Below are 22,304 nucleotides of genomic sequence, written 5' to 3'. Positions count from 1 at the left end.
CGTCGGATTTGGTGTTGAAACGGACTGTTATTTTTTTTATGAATTAAGTTGCGCAGTAATTAATGATAATTGTATATTTGCAGCCGCTAAAGACAGAACTTGTCATAATTAGTGAATGGTGGCATAGCTCAGCTGGATAGAGCACCTGCCTTCTAAGCAGGCGGTCCTAGGTTCGAATCCTAGTGCCATCACGACAATAAAAACGGGGCTTTCAAGAAATTGAAGGCCCTTTTTGTTTGGCCAAAAATGGTGACAAGGCTCACTTTAGGCTCACTTTTGTATTTTAACATAACTTTAACGTATCAAAAGACATATTGATATCATTTCAGGTCGGTTTTTATCAAAAAGAGGGTGCAATTAAACTGGGGGTTAAAATGGTACAGATATTCGGGTCAATTTTTTGTAGACATATTCTGTAGTTCATTCTCTATGTTGGATAATTTTTCCAGAAGGGATTCCATAGCTTTGGGCAAACTTTCTAATCTTAATATTTTCATGGATATTAGATATAAGTAACGTCTATATTTGAGATAATCTCCTTAACCTATTGATTTTTAGAGTTATTTTTAGAATTTTACCGTACCTAGTCTTTTATTTTCCTACTTTTATTGTATCTTTTTACAGGTTAAATTAAACCTAAATTGAATCTCCCCTTTGTACTATCCTTGGATGCATCTCGTCCAGGGACTACTTACGTTTTTAATATGTTATTGAGTTCGTAAGAATTTTAATTGTAAAAAAAATTCAAGACTAATCGGTCTTCATTTATAAACAGTCCTCCTAGTCTAAAATATCATCTGGTTTTTTAGATTATTTTGGGATATTGTAATTGGAACTCAGATGATTTTTGGAACCACCAATTTTCCTAATTACCGGCAGCTGGATCAAATGGATTGCGGACCAGCTTGTCTGAAAATCATAGCGAAACATTACGGGCAGGAGTATAATTTAGAGTACCTAAGGAAGATTTCGCATCAGCAAAAGGGGGGTGTGTCCATGGCAGGCCTTTCAGAGGCACTGGAGACTATTGGTATCGAAGCTATAGGGATACGATCGGATATGAAGGAGCTGGTTCGGGATGTGCCTTTACCAGTAATAGCGCATTGGGAAAGCAACCATTTTATTGTGGTATACCAAACTTCCAATAAATTCATTTATGTTTCCGACCCGGCTGTGGGACTGATTAAATATTGCCATAAGGAATTCATTGAAAAATGGAGCGGAAAACAGAATGGGAAGGGCGTCCTTTTACTGCTTGAACCCAAAAACACATTTAGTAGTGTTCCAGACCAGGATAATGGTAAAATTGGTTTAACATATCTATATAAGTATCTTCTACCCTTTAAAAATTATATTGGACAATTGTGCCTTGGTCTTTTTCTTGCCTCCATCATCCAATTCTTACTTCCTTTTCTAACTCAGAGTATTGTGGATTATGGTATTGACTATGGAGACATAAGTTTTATACAACTTGTAGTTATTGCCCAAGTTTTTCTTTTTTTGACCCGCTTGGCATCCGAACTTATCCGGGATTGGTTATTACTGCATATGTCCACGCAAATAAATATTTCTATGATTTCGGATTTTTTGGACAAACTGTTGCTTCTCCCCAACTCTTATTTTCATTCTAAGACCACTGGCGATTTTATGCAGCGCATTTATGATCACCAACGCATAGAGGACTTTTTAGGAGGTAGATCACTTTCCATTGCCTTTGACCTCTTTAGCATATTGGTCTTTGGAATTGTGCTTGGGTATTTCAATATGGATGTTTTGATAATTTTCATGGCCGGCACGTTATTATTTATGGGTTGGACATTACTTTTTTTAAAGAGAAAGGCCATTTTGGATCATAAACTTTTCAACATGAATCGTCAAGATCAATCCCTTTTGATACAATTAATAACAGCCGTGAGTGAAATTAAGCTTAATGGGTCCGATCTACGCCGAAAATTGGAATGGAAAAAAGTTCAAGGAAATTTGTACGGTTTAAAGATCAAAGCCCTAAAAATAGATCAAGTTCAATTAAAGGGAGGTTCCCTTCTTAACGAAATGACCAGCATACTGATAATTTTTTGGTCAGCAAAAGCGGTTGTATTCGGAGAAATAACTCTTGGTACTATGTTGGCAATTCAATTCATAGTGGGCAGTCTTTCCATACCTATTTCAAACACATTGGATTTTATTGTGGGATTACAGCGCGCTACCTTATCATTAAAGCGACTCTCCGAGGTCCATTCCCGGAAGTCAGAAGTCCAGACTAATAATAAGACCAATACCATTGGAATCGGAGATATTGCAATAACGAATTTGGAATTTAGATATGGGGAAGAGGCATCACCTAAGATATTGGAAGATATCACCCTGACCATTCCACAAGGAAAAATTACGGCCATAGTGGGTCACAGTGGTTCAGGGAAGACCACCTTAATAAAATTATTGCTCAAACTATATGAGCCTAGAAATGGCAACATAAAAATTGGAAAGGAAAACCTAAAATGGTTGAATACCAAAAAATGGCGGGAGGTCTGTGGAGCAGTACTTCAAAATGGAATCCTATTTAATGATTCTTTGGAGAGGAACATTACAGAATCCAGGGCGAACAAGCCTACTGATCGGAAACGATTGATGGAAGCTATCGCCATGGCGAACCTTACCGAACTGGTTGATAATCTTCCTTTGGGTTATGATACCCATATAGGAGAACAAGGGAGTCTTCTCAGTGGAGGGGAAAAGCAACGCCTACTCATTGCGAGGGCCATTTATAAAAATCCGCACTATCTTTTTTTTGATGAAGCAACTAGTGCCTTGGATGCCGATAATGAAAAGGTAATAACAGATAATTTAAGGTCTTTTTATAAGGGAAAGACGGTTGTTATAGTGGCCCACCGCTTATCTACAGTGCGAAGGGCCGATCAGATATACGTAATGAATAAAGGGAAGGTCGTGGAAAAAGGTAACCACCTTCAACTTGTGGAAGAGAAGGGAATATATTACCAACTAATCATGAATCAATTATAGATATTATGGAAGAAGAAGGTATATATATCTACGAGAAAGAAGCCTACATTAAAAGAGGCCCCAATTGGATGTTCCGTTGGGGAATAGTACTGGTGTTTGGTTTTTTCGTCTTCACCATATTGTTCGCCTCTTTCTTTTCTTATAGCGATTATGTAAAGGCATCTGTTTTGTTGACCACTTTGAATCCTCCGATACACATTAAAGCCACACGGACAGGTAGAATTGCAGAAGTAAATAATAGGGCAGGTGATACGGTTGCCAAAGATGCCGTTTTAGGAGTTTTGGAAAACACTGGAAATGCAAAAGATATAATAGAATTAAAACAGAAACTAACATCGGAGTATCCCTTGGTTTTGAAACTAGAGGACCTAGCGCATCAATTTCCTAGTCATTTAAGGTTGGGCAGTATTGTCCGCCCATTTTATAATAGATTTCTTAATGCTTATCGAAACCTTGTAATATATAGGTCTTTGGACAACGGTGCCTTGGAAGAAAATCAACTTCATCAACAGCGTATTGGACAAACAAATGCCATTAATAATAAAATGGAAGAAATACTTGTTCTTCAACGTGATCTGGAAATAGTCCAAATCGACTTAAACAGATATCAAGACCTTTTCGTTAAGGGTGTGATTTCACAGCGGGACCTGGAAAAAAAGGAAACTGAATATTTGAAAGTTAAACGAGAATTTGGGAATCAGGAACAGCAGTTAAACTACTTGCGTTTGGAGGAGTCCCGTATTCGAAACTCACAAATGCAGTTCGATAACATCAGGCTCAAAAATGAGAATATCTATAGTTCCAAGTTGGAATTGGAACAGGAGGAACTAATTTCTGCCTTAACCGAATGGGAGGATCAGTATTTGTTGAAAAGCCCTATCTCAGGGCGTGTATCTTTTTTCGAAGTTTGGGGAAATCATCAAAATATAAAGGAGGGCCAGATTGTTTTTACGGTAGTGCCTATGGATGGGGATAGGTTATTGGGTAAGTGTAAGGTGCCAATCCGCAATTCAGGAAAAATTAAGCCAGGGCAACACGTCATTATAAAATTGGAAAATTATCCTTATCGAGAATGGGGCACAATAAACGGTGAGGTGGAGATAATTTCTGAAGTTCCAAGAACCGGTGACAACGAGGGATATGTGGTTTATGTAAAGGTCAATAACCTTGTGACCACCTATGGCAAAACCTTGCAATTTAAGCAGGATATGATTGGTAGCGTTGAAATCATATTAGAAGAGGTTACATTGTTACAACGCATTTTTTATCAGTTTAAAAACCTTTGGACAAATACCTGATGATGAACCGTAGTCCAAATAAATATCTCATTCCATGCTCGGACATTTTGATCTGGATGGTGATGTTATGTACCATCGTTAAGGTCTGTTTTTCCCATGAAGTAAAATTACCCCAGGATTCCATAATACTAAATGCCGATTATTCCATTGACCATAATTATGAAAGAATCATGGACCTGGAGGATGATGCTTATGAAAATAATGATATTCAAAGGCTTCGAAGATTAACAGAGGTTCATATCCTTAAAGCTAAAATGGAATCCAATATGCTGGAATTGGCCAATGGCTATTATTATAGAACAATTATTGAAGAACCAGAGCTTGCCATTTCCTATTCGGATTCCATTATTAAAATGACCGAGAATAGTGAACATCCAGAATATCCAACCTTTGGTTATATTCTTAAGGCAATTATTTTATATGATAATGGAGATTATAATTTAGCTCTACAGAATTATATAACTGCTTATAATCTTGCTGTGGAAAAAATGAATTTGGAAGATCAAATTACCTGTTCCATGGCTATTGCCGCTATTCGCAATTTAAATGGTCAGCCACATGCGGCAGCGGATATTTATACTAGGTCGCTTAAACTATTGAGAAAAGACGATAATTATAAGATTAATCATTCTAGTGACTATATGATTTTGATGTACAACCTTACCCTAGCTCATCTTAGGTTGTCACAATTAGACTCTGCAAGACATTACTACGATGCAGGTTTACGTAAAGCGATATTGATGAACGATTCTATGGAGTACCGGGATTTTGTCATGGTTGGTGCCCAATTGGATTATTATGAAAGAAAATTTCAAAATTCTAGGGACACATTGCTGAGATATACCCATCTTTTGGATGGAAATAAAAAGGCAATGAAACTGTATTATTTGGGCAAGATAGCTCAGCAAACGGGAGATAATGCATTGTCCATAAGATACTTTCAGCAAATTGATTCCATAGTAACGGTTACAAATAAGCCTTTTGATAAAATTAAGGATGTGTACCAACAGCTGGTGATGCATTATAGTTTAAATGGTGATCAGCATCGTGAAATCGCGGCCATAGAAAAACTAATTTATTTTGATAGTCTAATGACAAACGAGCAAAAGGGAATAATTCAACAGGCAACACTTGCTTATGACCTTCCGTTTTTAAAACAGCAAAAGAAGAATGCAGAGGATAAGTTAAAGGCCAAAAGTATGTTGATTTTGGTATTGGGAATTATAGCATTTCTTGGCCTGGTGACCGGAGTATACTTTTACGTACGGGCAAGAAACACGAAGATAAAGGTCAAGAGACTTTTGGAAGGTACGAATAGGCCAAAATCAAGTGACCGAAGGTTAGTTCAACATCCTACCTCAGTTCCGAAAGAAATTAGAGATGACCTTTTGGAGAAACTAGAGGCCTTCGAACAATCGGAAATTTATTTGAGCAAAGATCTTGATATGTCCCAATTGGCACAGCAAATGGACACCAATACCACTTATTTATCAGTGATTATCAATCATTATAAAGAGATGAGCTTTCCCAATTATTTGAAAGATCTAAAAATTACAGATGCCATAGAAAGGCTCTCGAAGGATCCTGAACTTTTGAAATATAATTATCAAGGATTGGCCGATATCTTTGGGTTTAAAACAGGAGAATCTTTCTCTAAGGCATTTTATGCCAAGACTGGGGTGTACCCTTCGAAGTTATTAAAGGAGCTAAAAAATAGAGAAGATAGACGTCATTTATAAATGGGAGGTTAAGTTTCTTGTCGTTTTTTAGATCAAGGGCTATCTTGGGATTACCTACTAATGTATTAACTATTAAAATTAGAAATCATGAGAAAAAAAATGGAAGACTTCAAAAAAAGAGCATTAAAGAATTTGACAAAAATTAAAGGTGGTGGAGATGATGGGCCTATAGATACTGATAAAATTAAAAGGCCCAAAAGGGGACACAGAGATTAAGGCTTTATTTTACTATAAATTGAGCGACCGCTTCGTCCGGTCTTAGATTTCTATGTATAAAAATCAAAAAAACAATGATAAGGCACATCTTATTGTATTCTGGTCTTTTTTGCTTTATTGCTTCCTGTAACAATTGGCAGGCAACGGATTCTTGGAATTATCCAGAAATTACCGCAATTCCTAAATCGCAAAAGCTTTTTGGTATGACAGTGGTGGATAATTACCACAATTTAACGGATTTGCAGGATACTCAAGTTCAAAAATGGTTGAAGGATCAGGATTCCTTGGCGGAATCCTATTTTTTAAATAATCATCTATTAAAACAATTTCAAGAACGCTTTCAAGAATTGGAAGGAAGAGCAAGAGGCAATATTAGTTTGATACGGAATGATGAAAATGGGAATTACTTTTATTTACGATATGACGAATCAATAGCTGCTGATATATTATATTATAAGGACAGGCTGTCTGATAAGGAAATTAAACTTTTTGACTCCAGTACTTATCCTGGTAAAAGTAAAAATATAATCTATTTACAACCATCTTATGATGGAAGTAAAATAGCATTAGGATTTAATCCAAATGAGGACTTCACCACTACCATTCTCATTTATGATTTGCAAGCTAAAAAAATTCTAAGTGACCAAATAACACATATTAATCCCGATTTTGGAGGAGTACAGTGGTTACCCGATAGTTCAGGGATAATATATCTTTACTTTCCCTATGTAGAACAGGCAAGCGCTAAGTACAAGAGAGAATCTTTTTCTGTTATTCATTTTCTTGGGGATAATCCTCAGAAACGAACTCCCATCTTCGGAGATGATAGTTCCTTGGGAATAGAACCGGATTATTTTCCAAAAGTAAAGGTAGGCTCTAGTTTGGATTCTTACATAATAGGATATGCTGCAAAATCGGGTATGTTTTATGATAGTTTTATTGCCAAATTAAGTGATGTGATGAAAGGAAATCCGAGGTGGAAGCCTTTCTTCAAGACCTCAGATAAGGTTTATTATAATCAGGGGGAAATAAGAGGTCAACACTTTATATATCGAAGATCAACTCCAGACGGAAACCAACTTTGTCAAGTAAATATTGATAACCCTAATTTTGATGCTCCCTTAATTCTCGATAGTGGAAGTCGGGAAGAGCCTATAACCCAATTTGAAATTACAAAAGAAAATATCTATTATATTCGAGAAAAATTTGGTGTTGAGATTTCTATTTTTCGCATTGATAATTTACAAAATACCGTTCAGCTAAAACCTCCATTTACACCTGGTTATGCCACTTTTTTTGGAGAATCCGTTGCTCACGACCATATTGGTTTAGGAATGGATGGTTGGACGTCAAACTACATTCGGTATAATATAGATTTGCAAGGAAAATTTAGTGATGAAGGACTTTTGGAGTCTGCCCACTTTCCAGAATTCCAGGACATGGTCTCTAAACAAATTATGGTCACTTCCCATGATGGGGTCGAAGTTCCTCTTTCCTTAGTCTATAAGAAAGATTTGCCTCTTGATTCCAATAACGAAGTATTTATGTACGTGTACGGCGCTTATGGAGAAAGTATGAGTCCCTTCTTTTCACCTACGTATCTGGATTGGGTAAAACAAGGGGGAATTCTAGCCTTCCCGCATGTTCGTGGTGGAGGAGAAAAGGGAGAAGAATGGCACACTCAGGGAATGAAAACCTTAAAATATAATTCTTGGAAGGATCTTATCGCTTGCACCCAATCCTTGATTAAAATGGGATATACCCGAAAAGGCTTGGTCTCTCTTTATACCAATAGCGCTGGTGGTATTACGGCAGGTATGGCGGTCAATGAATGTCCTGAATTATATTCATCCTTTATAGCCGAAGTGCCGCGATTGCATCCGTTTGGACTTGAATCCTCTACGATGTCCAGCAGTACCAGTTATATTGAGTATGGTACAGTAAAGGATAGCTTGGAATGCCTTGGGCTTGTACGAATGGACCCATACTTAAATTTAAGTGCCAATAGATATTATCCCGCCACTTTAATTATGCCAAGCAATAATGATGATAGGATACCCTTGTGGGATAGCGGTAAATATATTGCCAAGCTTCAAAAATACAATCAAGCCATAACTCCAATATTGATGGATATCGATTATGATTCTGGACATGAGAATGCCCTAAGTTATGATGCTTCCATAGACTTGAATGCACGCATTTTTAGTTTTGCAAAGGCTAATATGCGACATCGATAAATACAGGAAATATTTTTATAGTCCAATAGCTTATTACCTTAAGCTTTATTATTCTACAATTTCAGGACTTTCAACATTTATATTTATTTCATTAAAATCACGGACTATCGTTTTTTACTTACCCTTGATTTATAAATAGCAACTTCGCTTTTATAAATGACGATCTCCACGACTTTTTTCTATGTTCTTTTTTTAAGATATTGAGATTGTCATGAAGCGATAGTAGGATTTGATTTTGTTTGATGCCATTGTTTAACTCATGACGTAAGAATGAAATTTAATGGATTGGATAAGGTCACAGACGGAAATAGAATCGGAACTACTCCAGATTGAACAGTCGTTCTTTAACCCATTGGTGTCCTATGATAAAATTATCGCTTTTTGCCAAAATACTTTGGAGGAATACAGAAGCAAGGTAATTAAAAATGGATTCCCTGATGAAGCTTCTGAAATTCAGTTTTTTAAAAAGGAAAAACCATTCGTTTATGGTCTTCTTCTGCAATATATTCATCAACTTACTTTCGAATTGGATGTGCCTAATATCACCTATGGCAGGGATGATGATTTTGTCAATGAAAAAATGCAGGAAGTAACCGCCTTTCTCTCTAGTCATAAGGATATAGTTCTATACCTTGAACTGGAAAGTAAAGCATTCGATTCTCAATTTTTCTTAAGAAAGAATAGGGGGCTAGTTACTTACCCTGGTCATCATAATTATAGTTTTGATTCCCAATTTTGCACTTCACATGACGGATTGATTGCCCAAATATTAGGATATCAGGGCTTTCAGCAATATCTCCAAAATAAATTAGACATGTCCGTACCTAATAGGTCTGATTCAAAATTGTCTTTTCCTCAAATCCAGTGGACAGGTTCCAAGGTAGCTCTTACAGAACTTGGTTTTGCTCTCTATCACAGTGGTGCCATTAACCATGGAAACGCCAGCTTAAAAATGGTGATGCGTTTATTGGAACAGGTTACCGCCACAGATTTAGGTGACTATCACCATACTTCTATTCGTTTAAGAAATCGCTCGAACCCCACAAAATTTGTAGATAAGCTCAAGCATTCACTATTGAATTGGATGGCCGATCTGGACAGTTGACAAAATGCCAGTTAAAGAGCAATTGGCTATTTATAAGAACTCCTTTGCAAACTTAAAGCTATGGGCTAAAATCAACCTATTTTACAATAATTTTCCACTCTATTTACCCAATTATTTTTTTTGCCAACTGACCTGCACTTGGCTAAATAATCTGTAACTCCTTTTCAATTTTGTATAGACATTGAAACTAACGCCTTTGCATAGGTTCTTTAATAAATTAGGAACGAATGCCAGTAAATATACTTACTACCGAAGATTTAAAGGAATTCAAGAAAGAACTCCTCGAGGAGATACGGGAAATATTGAACGAGGATAAGGCCCAGGTCATTAAAAAGGAGTGGCTTAAAAGCAGTCAGGTTATGGATATACTTAATATCAGTCCTGGAACATTACAGAGATTTCGGCAGAACGGCACTTTGTCTTTTACAAAAATAGGAGGGCTCATTTTTTACGAGGCCGGGCAAATAGAAAAGATTCTAACAGATAACCATGTTAAAAATACAAAACGGAAAAGATGAATTATATAAGGCACCTCAATACGGTATTTCAACAATTTTCAAAAGATTCAAGGTTAAATCCCACACATGTGAGCTTGTATATGGCCTTGTTTCAATATTGGAACATCAATCGATTTCCTGAGGAATTTTACATTAATCGCGAAGAGGTAATGGCAATGGCGAAAATTGGGTCCAAGGCAACATATCACCGTTGCCTCAGAAGACTTGACGAATGGAAATACCTTCAGTATATGCCATCCCACAATCCATTCAAGGGCAGTAAAATCAGGCTGCTCAAATTCTGTACAACTAATGGTACGACCACAGGGACAAGTAATGAACAGGTAGTGGAACAAGCATTAGTACCTAATATAAACTATAATAAACAGATAAAAACAGAAAATAAACGCTCTAAAGAGCGCCAGCCAAAAAATGAAGATGTTGTTATTAAATTTTTTAAAAAAAATAAATGGCCGATAATGGAGGGTCCCAAATTCTACAATCACTATCAAGGTGTGGGATGGAAGGTAGGTAGAAAATCAACAATTGAGGACTGGAAGGCCATGGCGAAAAAATGGATGCTAAGGGCCATGGAATCAGATCAAGAGGGTGCATTTTTAGGTAGATCGAACAAAAAACATAAAACGGATTTCTTGGATATCACAATAAACAAAAATTATGAGGAACCCTTGTGATAAAAAGGAAAATCTGCGCCCACATATTTTGGTGGAAGGTGGCATTGAATACTGCCTGGGAAGCTTTGATGGAAAGCATATTGATTACGACTTTTCCAAAGTGCTCACTTATCTGGATGCCAAGGGCAGGTCGCTATTCGGGAAAAGTTTTAAGGTTAGAGGAGAGGACAAGGGCACTTTCCTGAAGTTATGTAGTTATATGGTTAAGGATATCGAGAATTGTAGGAAAATGGAAATAGATACAAACAAAGGTATATTGTTGACTGGTCCTGTGGGATGTGGCAAGACAAGCATGATGCGATTGATACGGCATCTTGTCCCCCATAAAAGGACCTATGAAATTATTCCTGCCCGTAACATCACCTTTGCTTTTAATCATATTGGATATAAGATTATCGAAGATTATGGTAATGGCCGCTTCTATTGTATTGACGATCTGGGAGTAGAACCTTTGGGTAGATATTTTGGCGACGATTGCAATGTAATGGGGGAGGTGTTGGTCTCCAGGCACGAACTCTTCCAAAAAACTAAGATTCTTACCCATATAACCACAAACCTAAATGCCGAAGAATTAGAACAACGCTATGGAAAACGCTTACGTAGCCGTATGCGCCAAATGTTCAATCTGATTTCTTTTGACAAGAACACTAAAGATAAACGAATTTAAAAACAACAAATATGAAAATAGCAACCTTGAATATTGAAAATCTCTTTCATCGTGACAAAAGCTTGATAAGAAACAGCCTGAGCAAATGTGTGACCAATTGGATTTCGGAACTTGATTCCCTAATGCCAAGAATGCAAAAAAGTGTAAATGATATTGAACGTATTCGGGAACTTACCTTTTTATTGGGATTTGAAAAAATAGATAACCACCCTTATGGGGTACTTAGAAAAAGACAGGGGGAACTATTTTTAAAACAAAGAGGCTTTACCAATGAAAATAGGGCTTCGTTGCTTACCGATTGGAACGGATGGATAGCCCTACATTCAGTGGCAATCGATCATAAAGCAATCCTAAATAAGGCGCGGTTGATCGCGGAAATAAACCCGGATATTTTAATACTACAGGAGATTGAGGACAAGGCATCATTAATGGATTTCAATAGTACGTTCTTAAGGGAATATGATATCTCTCCCTACGATCAGGTCTTGGTCCTGGAAGGGAATGATGCCCGTGGATTAAGCATGGGAATATTGACCAAAAACGGTTATCGATTGGATGCCGTAAAAAGTCATGGATTGGATTTTGTGGATAGGGCAGATCCCATTTTTGATATTGATTGCCAAGAATATACTATAACCACACCTGAAGGGGAAACGGTTTATATCCTTTCCAGTCAGTTTTCATCGGACAACGAATCAAAAAGAAAAATACAAGCCAGGAAGGTTGCCTCCATCTATGACAAAATGAAAGCAGAAGGAAAGGAATTGATTCTCGTCTGTGGCACCCTGAACGATGTGTCGTATAGTGACTGTCTTTCTCCGCTCCTTCGGGAAACCGATCTGGAAGATGTGTCCAGAAATACAAGGTGTAGGGCGGACAAGGACAAGGGCAAAGATGCAGGATATTTCAGAATGGGTGCCTATCGTACGGGAGTTAACATTAAACAGAAGGACTATATGTTACTTTCCTTTGAGATGATCCAAAAGCTTATTGCTTGTGGACTTAATCGCAAGGGGATGTGGCCGGAGAGAAATTCAAAATGGGAAGTATATCCTACTTTAAAAAATAAGGTGCATGCCGCTAGTTCCCATCCCTTGATATGGGGAGAGTTCGATAATGCTAAATGGCAATCAAGAACATACTTTCCCATATTGGAATAAATATTGGTAATTCTATTTAAGGGTGCCGACTCTTCGGCACATTGCTCCTACATTACATTTCGGGCAATAAGCCTCACGCCCATCTTGGACACGAGCCATTGTTTTATGGGTCCCAGCCTCTCCCCATCCATAAAAAAATGGCTCAAGTCCGCTTTGCCCACTTCATTCAAAAAATTAATCGTTGTAAAACTGAACAAAGGCGCTGCATATGAGGGTAAGAACTGATCGGAATCTTTAAAGTTCATTTTGTACCGTTTCATAGGTTCTGTTTTCTTTTCATTGGATGTTCTATACTTACCTCTTCCTCAGCCCCTCTAACCTTTTTTCTATAGCGAAATAACAACATTCGGTCTTGTTCGACGGCATAAACCAGGCTCCTTCGCCTGCGCTCTGGGCAGGCTCCACTCGCTCTTATTTATACGTCTTGCCAAGTTCGAATGTTGTGCACTGTATAGCATCAAAAAAGGTAACAGTGAGAGCACTATGGGAAGTAAGTCTAAAACAGGAAATCATGAAAGCGTATCCAAATCCTAAAAATGAAACCGTACAAAAAAATCAAAAAAAGGAAAACGCTCGAGATATAAAAAGTAAATCATTTTTAAATCAATTATTAACCGTCTGCAACAATGTGGACATAAATATTTTCAATTATGAGCAAATTAAGAAACCATGTACAGTTGATAGGGAACATCGGGGATGTTCCAGCGATTACGAATCTTGAAAGTGGTAAAAAGGTGGCACGTTTTCAACTGGCAACCAATGAGCATTACAAAAATGCCAATGGAGAGAAGGTCCAAAGTACCGACTGGCACACCGTTGTAGCTTGGGGGAAAACTGCCGAGATCGTGGAGAAGTACGCCGGAAAGGGCAAAGAAGTGGGTATAACAGGTAAACTAAAAAGCCGGACTTATATCGCGGACGATGGTAATACGCGCTATGTTACCGAAGTGGTAGCAGATGAGATCTTGCTGCTGGGAAACAAGTCATAGCAGATTCAAGAAAACAAAAGAGGGCGTTCCCGAAATTAAACGCCCTCTAAATCTTATCATTATTAACTATAAATCTATCAATAATGAACTGCAAAACTAAGGAAATAAGGGAAGGGTTACAACATTTTAACGGTTCTGAAATGCTATTTCAAATACCCCTATTGAAGACTAGGTTTACCAATGGGATAAAATACCTTGCCAATGAAGCCGAATGTTTTTGGCTAGTTACGGATGCCTCCGTAATCGCCAAAAGTTTGATGAACAAAAGTCGATTTATTACAATCGATTTCAGAAGATTTTCAGAGGAAGAAAAAGAGGTGATGGGATACGAAGCCAGCATTGATTACAGTGACGGCAATGGCAACATCTTCGAAAGCCATAAATATCATATTACAGATTTTCCGTTGGACGAACTCAGGTTGTTCTTTGTGGACAATACCTTGATGTTGCCCAGCGAATATTAAAAATAAAAGAGGGCGCACTGACCATAGTACCGCCCTCTTTTCATTATTAACCTTAAATAAGACAACAATGAAAAGCGAAGTTAACGAAATTAAGATCAGTTATTGCGACAAATTAGGGACTTTCGACTCTGCATCCCTTTGCGATTCCATGCATGTTGCCAAACTATTGTATGAAACCTGGAACAAGGACACTATAGGGTTACAGGAGACCTTTAAAGTTCTTCTGTTGAACAACTCCAATAGGGTCAAAGGAACCTATCAGGTATCTACTGGAGGAATTACGGGCACTTTGGTGGATTTACGGATACTCTTTGCCGTAATCCTAAAAACCTTATCTACGGCCGTAATTTTGGTCCATAACCATCCGTCAGGAACTTTGAAACCGAGTAGGGCGGATACGGATTTGACCGAGAAGATAAAAAATGCCGCCGTTCTTTTCGATATAAAGGTTTTGGATCATTTGATACTTGTACCCAATGGGAAATATTTCAGTTTTTCAGATCAAGGAATATTGTAAGCTGAACAGAATTGATTATGAAAAATTATCAAGGAGGAATCATTTAAAAAACGCTATACCTATAAATTTATATTTAAAGTTTAAGAATATTTAATCCAAAAGTAAAAGGGTAGCTAATAGCTGCCCTTTCTTTTTTTACGGGATTCGAAGCGTTTTTAAACATTAGTTGATAATTCCTCAAAAATCCCTCTTCAAAACTCTTAAAATTTTTCAAGAAGAATTCAGAAAAACAGGACAACACTAAATTGGGAGGAAGTCTGAAAATTTGACCCTGCGGGGAAAAAGGAATAGCAAGAGGACAACGCGCGCTGCGACGTTGTGGAGGTTGATTTGTTTTTAAACAATTGATTATCAGTTGTTTAAATTGTAAAATTAAATTTTAAACCTGTTGAAAAAGAAGCGTAATAGGATAGAGGCCTTGGGAAGTCCCACTATAGCTGGGCAGCATTGTCCCAGTAAATATGAAAGTCATGAAAGTACAATTTGCACGTATCAATTTTCTGCTGGAAACTGTGAACCGGTTTCGGATTTTTTCAAAAAAATATGAAAAAACACATAGTGATGTTCTGGAAGGCATGATGGATTTTTTTGAGAAATATCAGTTATCCCCCTTTCAAGATTTTGGTCCCAATTTGTGGGACATGGAGGCCAATATCAAAAGGCGTATCAATTCTATGATCGGGATTATAAAGGATATAGAAAAGCATCAGACCAAACCCACAACTGCCATGCTGGAACTTCTATTTGAACACTCGCCCAGAAAGAAGTCACGACAGGCACCATTGTTAATGGAAGGTCAGGAGGACAACCCTGAAAGGGATGCTTTTTTTCAAAAGATAGAGGAAGCTATTGTCCTAAAAAGACAGCACACCAATCTTCAACGCGACCTAAACCAAAAGAAGTCGGAAATGATGGCTTTGGTCAAAAAGATACACGTGGTGAAAAGCAATTTTGGCAAATCCAAACTGCAATTGGATATGACCACTGAAGAGTTCGAACAACTGAAATTGAAAATAAAAGAAGAATAGCGTTATGTATATCAGTATCACCAAACAACATTTGGACACGACCTTTTCCCAGAGCTCGTCGGATTTTGTCGACTATTTGGAGAAGGAGAACAAGGGAAAAGGATTGGATCAGCAAGAACAGTTCTTTGATCAGAACCATGACCGTATCTCCCCAGAGCAGGTAGTCAAGGAGATTGACGGCAATACCGCTAAATTGAAAAAGCAGGAACCCAAGTTCTATTCTATTACCATCAGTCCCAGTCAAAGAGAACTTAATCACATCAACAATGACCCAAAACTTTTAAAGGAATATGTGAGAGAGGTCATGAAGGACTACGCGGCTTCTTTCCATCGTGATAATCCTGTGTCCGTAGACAGTATCAAATACTATGCGAAGCTGGAGTATGAACGCGCCTTTAAAGGGTTTGATAGACAGGTGAAAGACAATCAGGTGTACAGGGCACAGATTGTAAAACTTGAAAATGAAATCCGTAAAGTGGAAAGGGGCGAGATTGCCGGCAATGTCAAAACTATGCAAAATGAAATCGCTATGCTCAATGCTCAAATCCCACATCGTATCGATGGCAAGGTCGTTGTGCAGGGGATGAAAAAGCCAGGACTACAAACCCATGTCCATATCATTGTGAGTAGAAAGGATGTTTCCAATAGATTTAGTCTTTCTCCAGGGAGCAAATACATGGAATCAGAGTCCAAACTTAACGGCAAAATGGTCAAACGTGGGTTTAGGAGAGATCAGTTTTATGACAATGCGGAAAAGCGGTTTGATATCCTATTTAAATACAAACGAAATTTTGTGGAGTCGTACCAAGCCCGTAAGACCTATATCCATGACCCTAAAATTTATTTCGCCCATCTCTTGGGACTTCCGACCAATGAACGTAGTGCTGCCTTTAAACTTATGGGTACTACCGGGGTACAAATTCCCAAACTTAATATTCCCACCAATAAGGTGGAAGCAGCCCTTCAGGCCATTAAACAATTTAAAAAGGTAATAGACGTGGCCAAAACCTCCAGTTCCATAGGTATTTAAGAATGCCAGGAATTATTAGATGTTTCTAAATAATCCAAGATGAAAATTACGGTTTTACTTTCTGTATTTATCTATGTGGCGGCCATGGCTTTGCAATATCTGTCCTTTAAGAAAAACAAGTATCCATTTGCTATCAACTTTATATTGTTGCTTGTTCTAGGAGGCGGATTACTATCCTTATTTGGGTGGCCAGTTTTTATCAAAATAGTATTGTTTTGGTTAATACCTTTTCAGGTGACAAACTTGGGAATATTTATATACTTCAATTATAATTTTGGAACTGCCATAGAACCCAAAAGATATAAGGTGAAGTTCGATTTATTGAACGGTAGCCTGGTCCTGAAAAACATTAGGCGTGGGGCTTCTATAATTGGGTCGGCGGGAAGTGGCAAAACGGAAAGCGTGGTCTATAATTTTTTGAAACACTTCAACAAGCATCAATTTGCAGGGGTCATCCATGATTACAAGGATTTTGAGATTACAGAAATGGCCTATCCCTTATTTAACAACACCGAAATACCGTTTCATATTATTTCCTTTGATGATATTCATCAACGAGTGAACCCCATTGCACCGCGCTATATGGAGGACGAAGAAAGTGTTAATGAGGTTTCTAGAGTGCTTTTGGAGAACCTTTTGGAGCAACGCGAGACTATTGCCATGGGTTCCTCAAAGTTCTTTAACGATGCTGTGGAAGGACTATTGGGCGGTCTTATTTGGAAACTGAAGACCAGCCATGGGGAATATTGTACTCTTCCACACTTAATTGCCACCTACCAATATTTGGATACAGAAAATTTGATACAGTTTTTGAGTTCCGACTTTACTTCCAAGGCTATGGCGGATGCCTTTATTTCAGGAAAGGATTCTGAACGCCAAACAGCAGGGGTAATGAGCACGCTGGCCAACGCTCTTAAAAAGATAAGTACCCAACGCATATTTATGGCACTGTCCGCCGATGAAGTACCTTTGGATATAAATAATCCCGAACATCCGTCAGTAGTTTCCATAGTGAACAATCCTAAATTCGAGACGGCCTATTCCCCAGTGATTGCTACTATTATACATACTATTACCAAGCAAATGAGCAACCGTGGCCGCCAACGTTCCTTCGTTTTGATTGAAGAAGCGCCTACCATACGATTGCTTAATATGCATAGAATTCCAGCGACTCTAAGAAGTTATGACGTTGCCACCATCTATGTGCTACAGGATAAAATTCAAAATGATATGATGTATGGGGACAAAGCCAGCCGGGCCATTTTAAGTAATCTATCCTACCAGTTTTTTGGAAAGGCAAATGATCCCGATACCGCCAGATATTACGAACGTTTTTTTGAACTCGTAAAACGGCCGACGAAGAGTGTTAGTAAAGGGCAGAATACGTTAAAATTTGATACCAGGATAACCAAAGGGGAGAGGGAGGTAAGCAAGATCCGGGCGGATGAATTTTTTAGATTGAAGGAAGGAGAGTTTATTGCCTTCGCAGATGGCAAGGATAAAAAAGTAAGATTTCCAAAACCCAATATTGTCAAAGGGCTTCCCAAACCTAAGTACCTTATCGGGGATGGTCTGATAAGGGAAAACTTTGAGCGGATCCATATGGACGTTCGGAAATTTCTACCATTAAAGCTAAAACAGCCTTAATTTGTTGATAACTAATGGCTTTGGGGTTAAATCCGTTTTAATAAAAGCTTCGAGTTTTGTAATTTAATAGGTCAACAATAAAGCGGAAACCATGTATTTTAATAAGGCCATCTGCGATATATACATCGGTACTGGAGCCGGTAAAAAATTGATGGAAGAAATCGAGAATTCAAAACGATCGGTAAAAATTGTATCGCCATATCTTTCTCCCTTTTTGGTCAAGAAATTGCTCGATCTGCATTATAGGGGTGTTGAGGTGCAACTGATAACTATGGATACCATAGAGGATTTTTACGGGGATAGACAAAAGAATATCCACCAACTTATTATTCAGGACAGAAGTATTAATATAGATGCAAAGACCCTTCGATTAAAATGGATCAACATAAAACGATGGCTTTACTTTTTTTTGATGGTAATGATTCTTCTGCTAGGTGTAATTGTATATAGTATGCAGGATCGCATGGTTTTATGGGGAGGTATTCCTTTGCTTCTGGTTTGGCTCTTGATTCGGCATTACACATCGAAAATTAGGAACGCCAAAATCTACAGATATTCCTACAGACAGTTATTTCCATTCAAGGTATTTATAACTCCTGAAAGTAACTCCTATTCGCATCCTTTTGTTCACGGAAAAATGTACTTGATCGATGATGGGATTGCGTATTTGGGCTCCTTGAATTTTACTGGTAATGGAACCAAGAATAACTATGAAACCAGGATTCGCATTACTGGCAAAAATGCAATTAACGAATTGGAGGGTGAATTTGAAGCTTTATTTCAGAACATGGACTATCCGGAAAGGGAATTGGTAGAGTGGGGGAGGGAATTGTATGGGGAGGTGGAGAGTTGAGTAATATTAAACAATAATTTAACTACATTCCTACTATACTATAATTAGCTTGAATCTCGTAAAAATGAAAGGTATGCTGGATTTTTATGACTGGATGTGTATAGGGCTTATTTGGCACCACAATTTGTTTAATTTTTTCAACTAAAACTTTCGGTTTGTGGTGTAATGGAACACAAACTAAAAGTATTATTGGTAAAGAAGTGTAATGTGAGTGAAATACGATTACTCTGTCTAGCTTTCAAATGATTATGAAACTCTGTAAACTTTTTATTGTTAAAGTTCTGTATATTTATCGTTAGAATTTTTTCAATGCCAAAAAATACATTAACCGATGCGCCTGGACAAATGCTTGGATACCTTTTTCAAATTGAAAGAGCAGTATTTTGGTTAAGTGAATTAAAGACTGGTGGTTTTGTTGGAATTGAATGTGGAGATGATATTGTTGTCAAAAAAAATGTAAATGGAGAAAATGAAATTTACGAACAGGACAAAAGTAGTATCTCAAGTAAACTTCCTTTTGCCGATTTAAGTAGTGATTTGTGGAAAACTTTAGGAATTTGGTTAGATAAAATTAAAGAGAGTTCTATTGATATTAAAGATTGTCATTTTTTTATGGTCTCAAATAGAAAAATCCCTACTGGTCGACTAGTTTGGAAATTTTCAAATGCGAAGGATGAAGCAGAACTCGACAACTGCATATTATTATTAAAAGAAATTGGAGCTAAACATACAGGCAATATGAAGCCTCTCATAACCAAAGTATTAGCTTACAAGGACGAAGAACTAAAAGAACTAATAAAAAAAATAAAAGTTTTTGATAACACTTCTTCAAAGCATCCAATGTTTAAAGAGGGTATTAGGAATAATATGAAAATTGGGAAGGAAGTCCCTTTTGATAACATTTATCAAAATTTTATTGGTTGGGCCTTTCAAAAGATCGTCGACAGTTGGAATAGTAATAATGAAGCTTGGCTCGAAGTTGATTCGTTTATATCTCTATCTAATCGACTTATTGCCCAATATTCTAGTCGGCCATTTATCGAAAAGACAATTGAAAATTTACCTGTTTCTGGCAGTGATGTAAAAAGACATAAAGTTGAAAATTTCGTTAAGCAATTAGAACAAATCGATGCAGATGAGGATGAAAAAATTATGGCTATTAATGATTATTTAAGAGCTTCATCAGAAAAAACAAGATTTGCAAAAGAGGCAAACATTACAATTCAAGATTGGAAACAATTTGAAGGTAATCTTATCGATAGATGGGATATGATATTTAAACCTACTTGTAAACTTTCTGGATATTCATCAGATGATAAAAAAGGTTATGAAATATATTACAAAACAATAAATCATAAAGAAAAGCTTTGTGGAATAGATACCGAGCAAAATTACACGACTAGAGGTGCTTACCACAGGCTAGCTAACAAAATTATAATCGGATGGCATCCACTATGGAAAAAATTATTTACTTAAGTGAAATTGAAGAATATGATGTAATGCATAATAATGTACTTGGTGCGCATAGTTTATGGGAGTTTGTTAAGTTTTATTCTAGTTATCATTCTGCTAAAAATAATCCGGACTTACTATTATTAATGCCTGTTTTACCCATTGTATTTAGTAAAACTTCTTGTGAATTAATTTGTAGAAGAAATTTTAACTCAGGTAGTTTGATTAATACCTTAATAGAGGATAAGGGAATATTTATAGGGCTTCAAAAAAGAATGGAAGATATGTCAGATATCACTTTTAATTCTCTTAGGGTAGCATTTGCGGCCAATCTACTTTCTATAAACAACAATGATTTTAAAATAGGCTCTCTTTCTCAGACAAATCCAAGCTTGCAATTACCTCAAGACTATAATAATATCATTTTAGCATCCAGAAGGCTTGGAGCTTGGTTTGCCAAATATGAAATTAGCCAATTAACAAATTATTTAAATATTACATTTTAAAATGAATTTTAGAATTTCCAAAATAATATTATGGCCAAAGAATGAATCTTTACCAATAAGAGAAATTGAATTTAAAACAAATAAAATCAATGTAATTACAGGTGATAGTGAAAGAGGTAAATCTGCTTTGATTACAATAGTAGATTATTGTTTAGCAAGTAGTAAGTGTCAAATACCTACTGGATTGATTAGGAATAAAACCAGTTGGTTTGGTATTTTAATAGCATTAGGTAATAGTGAGTTATTATTGGCTAGGAAGGAACCTGGTGAAAACCAGTCTTCCGGAGATATGGTTATGTTAGAAAGTCTTAAAATAGACAAAATACCCGCGACAATAAAGGATAAGACCCATAATTATACCCAAGTTAAATACAGGTTAGATGAATTAGCGCAATTATCTAATTTAGGTTTTGAACCAGATTCAGATTCAGGTTTTAAAACTAGACCAAGTTTTAGAGATATGGTTTCCTTTGTTTTTCAACCCCAATATATTATTGCTAACCCTAGAACTTTATTATATCGGTCAGATACCTATGAACATAGAGAAAAACTCAAAACTATTTTTCCTTATATTCTTGGAGCTATTGATAATAAGATTTTAAAAGCACAAGAAGAAATAAAAGAACTTACGAAGGAACAAACTATTTTAGAAAAAGAAATAGAGAATAATCAAAAACTCGCTGAAAAATGGGATTCTCAAATTAAGACTTATTATTTAAGAGCTAAAGAATTTGGTTTATTAAACCAAGCGCCATACCCAAGTGATACTTGGAGTACAGTTAGTTATATGCGACATTTAAGAACAATACCTATGCGAATCGCCAAAGATGGTCTGCCGCAAATTGAAATAGGAACAACTAACAATATCACTACAAAGATTAATCAATTAAAGGATGATGAAATAAGTATTTCGCAGGAAATAGAATATTTAAGAACTCGTCAAATTCTAGTGAAAAAAGTACAATCTAGTAATGTTGAATATAGTCAAGCTGCTCTTGACCAATATGGAAGAACAGTAAGTGTTGATTGGTTTTCTAAAAAAATAGATAATGATGTTTGTCCATTTTGTAGAACATCGTCTAATGAGACTGTAGCCTTCCCTAAAAATAGGACAGTATAAAATTCGAATTTATTAATTTTAAATTTTAACTGTCACATGAAGAAAAGCAAGTTTAGCGAAAGC

At 36.8% G+C, this 22,304-nt stretch carries 21 protein-coding genes and 1 tRNA gene; 21 read left to right on the top strand and 1 reads right to left on the bottom strand.

The window, feature by feature from the left end; translation table 11 throughout:
- Nucleotides 1-117 precede the first annotated feature (117 nt).
- The 11 genes from MWU82_RS16200 (at nt 118) to MWU82_RS16155 (ending at nt 12,635) form a co-directional block, all read left to right on the top strand.
- Nucleotides 118-191, top strand: a tRNA-Arg gene (locus tag MWU82_RS16200).
- 649 nt (nt 192-840) lie between these two features.
- A complete protein-coding gene (locus MWU82_RS16195; RefSeq protein ID WP_247097179.1) occupies nt 841-3,021 on the top strand; it encodes a peptidase domain-containing ABC transporter in 2,181 nt (726 codons plus the stop codon).
- A gap of 5 nt (nt 3,022-3,026) precedes the next feature.
- The gene (locus tag MWU82_RS16190; RefSeq protein WP_247097178.1) at nt 3,027-4,319 is read left to right on the top strand and encodes an HlyD family efflux transporter periplasmic adaptor subunit; all 1,293 of its coding nucleotides are present in this window, start codon (nt 3,027-3,029) and stop codon (nt 4,317-4,319) included.
- A complete protein-coding gene (locus MWU82_RS16185) occupies nt 4,304-6,058 on the top strand; it encodes an AraC family transcriptional regulator (RefSeq protein WP_247097177.1) in 1,755 nt (584 codons plus the stop codon). The genes MWU82_RS16190 and MWU82_RS16185 overlap by 16 nt, the downstream gene beginning before the upstream one ends.
- 87 nt (nt 6,059-6,145) lie before the next feature.
- Complete coding sequence (locus MWU82_RS24305; RefSeq protein WP_281502446.1) at nt 6,146-6,274, top strand: hypothetical protein; 129 nt, start codon at nt 6,146-6,148, stop codon at nt 6,272-6,274.
- 74 nt (nt 6,275-6,348) lie between these two features.
- Entirely contained in the window at nt 6,349-8,511 is a 2,163-nt protein-coding gene (locus MWU82_RS16180; protein ID WP_247097176.1) for a prolyl oligopeptidase family serine peptidase, read from the top strand.
- Between the two features lie 280 nt (nt 8,512-8,791).
- Nucleotides 8,792-9,616 carry an RteC domain-containing protein gene (locus tag MWU82_RS16175; protein ID WP_247097175.1) on the top strand — a complete coding sequence of 275 codons (825 nt, stop codon included), beginning with the start codon at nt 8,792-8,794 and terminating at the stop codon, nt 9,614-9,616.
- 227 nt (nt 9,617-9,843) lie between these two features.
- A complete protein-coding gene (locus MWU82_RS16170) occupies nt 9,844-10,134 on the top strand; it encodes a helix-turn-helix domain-containing protein (protein WP_247097174.1) in 291 nt (96 codons plus the stop codon).
- Nucleotides 10,131-10,808, top strand: coding sequence for a hypothetical protein (locus tag MWU82_RS16165; protein ID WP_247097173.1), 678 nt, complete (start codon nt 10,131-10,133; stop codon nt 10,806-10,808). The genes MWU82_RS16170 and MWU82_RS16165 overlap by 4 nt, the downstream gene beginning before the upstream one ends.
- Nucleotides 10,792-11,475 (top strand): ATPase, encoded by a 684-nt coding sequence (locus tag MWU82_RS16160; protein WP_247097172.1) that lies wholly within the window; start codon nt 10,792-10,794, stop codon nt 11,473-11,475. The genes MWU82_RS16165 and MWU82_RS16160 overlap by 17 nt, the downstream gene beginning before the upstream one ends.
- Nucleotides 11,476-11,486: 11 nt before the next feature.
- Nucleotides 11,487-12,635 carry a hypothetical protein gene (locus MWU82_RS16155; protein ID WP_247097171.1) on the top strand — a complete coding sequence of 383 codons (1,149 nt, stop codon included), beginning with the start codon at nt 11,487-11,489 and terminating at the stop codon, nt 12,633-12,635.
- Between the two features lie 47 nt (nt 12,636-12,682).
- Here the strand turns inward: MWU82_RS16155 and MWU82_RS16150 are convergent, their stop codons facing one another.
- Entirely contained in the window at nt 12,683-12,895 is a 213-nt protein-coding gene (locus tag MWU82_RS16150) for a hypothetical protein (RefSeq protein WP_247097170.1), read from the bottom strand.
- Nucleotides 12,896-13,285: 390 nt separating this feature from the next.
- Here MWU82_RS16150 and ssb point away from each other — a divergent pair, with 390 nt between their 5' ends.
- From ssb to MWU82_RS16100, 10 genes are all read left to right on the top strand, one after another.
- Nucleotides 13,286-13,624 carry a single-stranded DNA-binding protein gene (ssb, locus tag MWU82_RS16145; RefSeq protein WP_247097169.1) on the top strand — a complete coding sequence of 113 codons (339 nt, stop codon included), beginning with the start codon at nt 13,286-13,288 and terminating at the stop codon, nt 13,622-13,624.
- Nucleotides 13,625-13,707: 83 nt separating this feature from the next.
- Nucleotides 13,708-14,088 (top strand): DUF6876 family protein, encoded by a 381-nt coding sequence (locus MWU82_RS16140; protein WP_247097168.1) that lies wholly within the window; start codon nt 13,708-13,710, stop codon nt 14,086-14,088.
- A 67-nt stretch (nt 14,089-14,155) separates the two neighbouring features.
- On the top strand, nt 14,156-14,605 hold the full coding sequence (locus tag MWU82_RS16135) for a JAB domain-containing protein (RefSeq protein ID WP_247097167.1): 450 nt from the start codon (nt 14,156-14,158) through the stop codon (nt 14,603-14,605).
- Between the two features lie 470 nt (nt 14,606-15,075).
- Nucleotides 15,076-15,633: a BfmA/BtgA family mobilization protein gene (locus MWU82_RS16130; RefSeq protein ID WP_247097166.1), complete on the top strand. Its 558-nt coding sequence runs from the start codon at nt 15,076-15,078 to the stop codon at nt 15,631-15,633.
- Between the two features lie 4 nt (nt 15,634-15,637).
- Nucleotides 15,638-16,663: a MobB family relaxase gene (gene mobB, locus MWU82_RS16125; RefSeq protein ID WP_247097165.1), complete on the top strand. Its 1,026-nt coding sequence runs from the start codon at nt 15,638-15,640 to the stop codon at nt 16,661-16,663.
- Between the two features lie 39 nt (nt 16,664-16,702).
- Complete coding sequence (locus MWU82_RS16120; RefSeq protein ID WP_247097164.1) at nt 16,703-18,310, top strand: type IV secretion system DNA-binding domain-containing protein; 1,608 nt, start codon at nt 16,703-16,705, stop codon at nt 18,308-18,310.
- Between the two features lie 91 nt (nt 18,311-18,401).
- Nucleotides 18,402-19,163, top strand: coding sequence for a phospholipase D-like domain-containing protein (locus MWU82_RS16115; protein WP_247097163.1), 762 nt, complete (start codon nt 18,402-18,404; stop codon nt 19,161-19,163).
- 309 nt (nt 19,164-19,472) lie between these two features.
- Complete coding sequence (locus MWU82_RS16110) at nt 19,473-20,639, top strand: ABC-three component system protein (protein ID WP_247097162.1); 1,167 nt, start codon at nt 19,473-19,475, stop codon at nt 20,637-20,639.
- A complete protein-coding gene (locus tag MWU82_RS16105) occupies nt 20,606-21,121 on the top strand; it encodes a three component ABC system middle component (protein ID WP_247097161.1) in 516 nt (171 codons plus the stop codon). Before MWU82_RS16110 ends, MWU82_RS16105 begins: the two co-directional genes overlap by 34 nt.
- A gap of 1 nt (nt 21,122) precedes the next feature.
- Entirely contained in the window at nt 21,123-22,241 is a 1,119-nt protein-coding gene (locus tag MWU82_RS16100) for a hypothetical protein (RefSeq protein WP_247097160.1), read from the top strand.
- Nucleotides 22,242-22,304: the final 63 nt, after the last annotated feature.

It is taken from the genome of Arenibacter sp. S6351L (genome assembly GCF_023016025.1).
GTDB classification, from domain to species: domain Bacteria; phylum Bacteroidota; class Bacteroidia; order Flavobacteriales; family Flavobacteriaceae; genus Arenibacter; species Arenibacter algicola_B.
This window is presented reverse-complemented; position numbering and strand designations above follow the sequence as displayed.

Coding starts and splice junctions, on each gene's coding strand:
- MWU82_RS16195 (WP_247097179.1), top strand. CDS start 841: ATGATTTTTGGAACCACCAATTTTCCTAATTACCGGCAGCTGGATCAA.
- MWU82_RS16190 (WP_247097178.1), top strand. CDS start 3,027: ATGGAAGAAGAAGGTATATATATCTACGAGAAAGAAGCCTACATTAAA.
- MWU82_RS24305 (WP_281502446.1), top strand. CDS start 6,146: ATGAGAAAAAAAATGGAAGACTTCAAAAAAAGAGCATTAAAGAATTTG.
- MWU82_RS16180 (WP_247097176.1), top strand. CDS start 6,349: ATGATAAGGCACATCTTATTGTATTCTGGTCTTTTTTGCTTTATTGCT.
- MWU82_RS16175 (WP_247097175.1), top strand. CDS start 8,792: ATGGATTGGATAAGGTCACAGACGGAAATAGAATCGGAACTACTCCAG.
- MWU82_RS16170 (WP_247097174.1), top strand. CDS start 9,844: ATGCCAGTAAATATACTTACTACCGAAGATTTAAAGGAATTCAAGAAA.
- MWU82_RS16165 (WP_247097173.1), top strand. CDS start 10,131: ATGAATTATATAAGGCACCTCAATACGGTATTTCAACAATTTTCAAAA.
- MWU82_RS16160 (WP_247097172.1), top strand. CDS start 10,792: ATGAGGAACCCTTGTGATAAAAAGGAAAATCTGCGCCCACATATTTTG.
- MWU82_RS16155 (WP_247097171.1), top strand. CDS start 11,487: ATGAAAATAGCAACCTTGAATATTGAAAATCTCTTTCATCGTGACAAA.
- MWU82_RS16150 (WP_247097170.1), bottom strand. CDS start 12,895: ATGAAACGGTACAAAATGAACTTTAAAGATTCCGATCAGTTCTTACCC.
- ssb (WP_247097169.1), top strand. CDS start 13,286: ATGAGCAAATTAAGAAACCATGTACAGTTGATAGGGAACATCGGGGAT.
- MWU82_RS16140 (WP_247097168.1), top strand. CDS start 13,708: ATGAACTGCAAAACTAAGGAAATAAGGGAAGGGTTACAACATTTTAAC.
- MWU82_RS16135 (WP_247097167.1), top strand. CDS start 14,156: ATGAAAAGCGAAGTTAACGAAATTAAGATCAGTTATTGCGACAAATTA.
- MWU82_RS16130 (WP_247097166.1), top strand. CDS start 15,076: ATGAAAGTACAATTTGCACGTATCAATTTTCTGCTGGAAACTGTGAAC.
- mobB (WP_247097165.1), top strand. CDS start 15,638: ATGTATATCAGTATCACCAAACAACATTTGGACACGACCTTTTCCCAG.
- MWU82_RS16120 (WP_247097164.1), top strand. CDS start 16,703: ATGAAAATTACGGTTTTACTTTCTGTATTTATCTATGTGGCGGCCATG.
- MWU82_RS16115 (WP_247097163.1), top strand. CDS start 18,402: ATGTATTTTAATAAGGCCATCTGCGATATATACATCGGTACTGGAGCC.
- MWU82_RS16110 (WP_247097162.1), top strand. CDS start 19,473: ATGCCAAAAAATACATTAACCGATGCGCCTGGACAAATGCTTGGATAC.
- MWU82_RS16105 (WP_247097161.1), top strand. CDS start 20,606: ATGGCATCCACTATGGAAAAAATTATTTACTTAAGTGAAATTGAAGAA.
- MWU82_RS16100 (WP_247097160.1), top strand. CDS start 21,123: ATGAATTTTAGAATTTCCAAAATAATATTATGGCCAAAGAATGAATCT.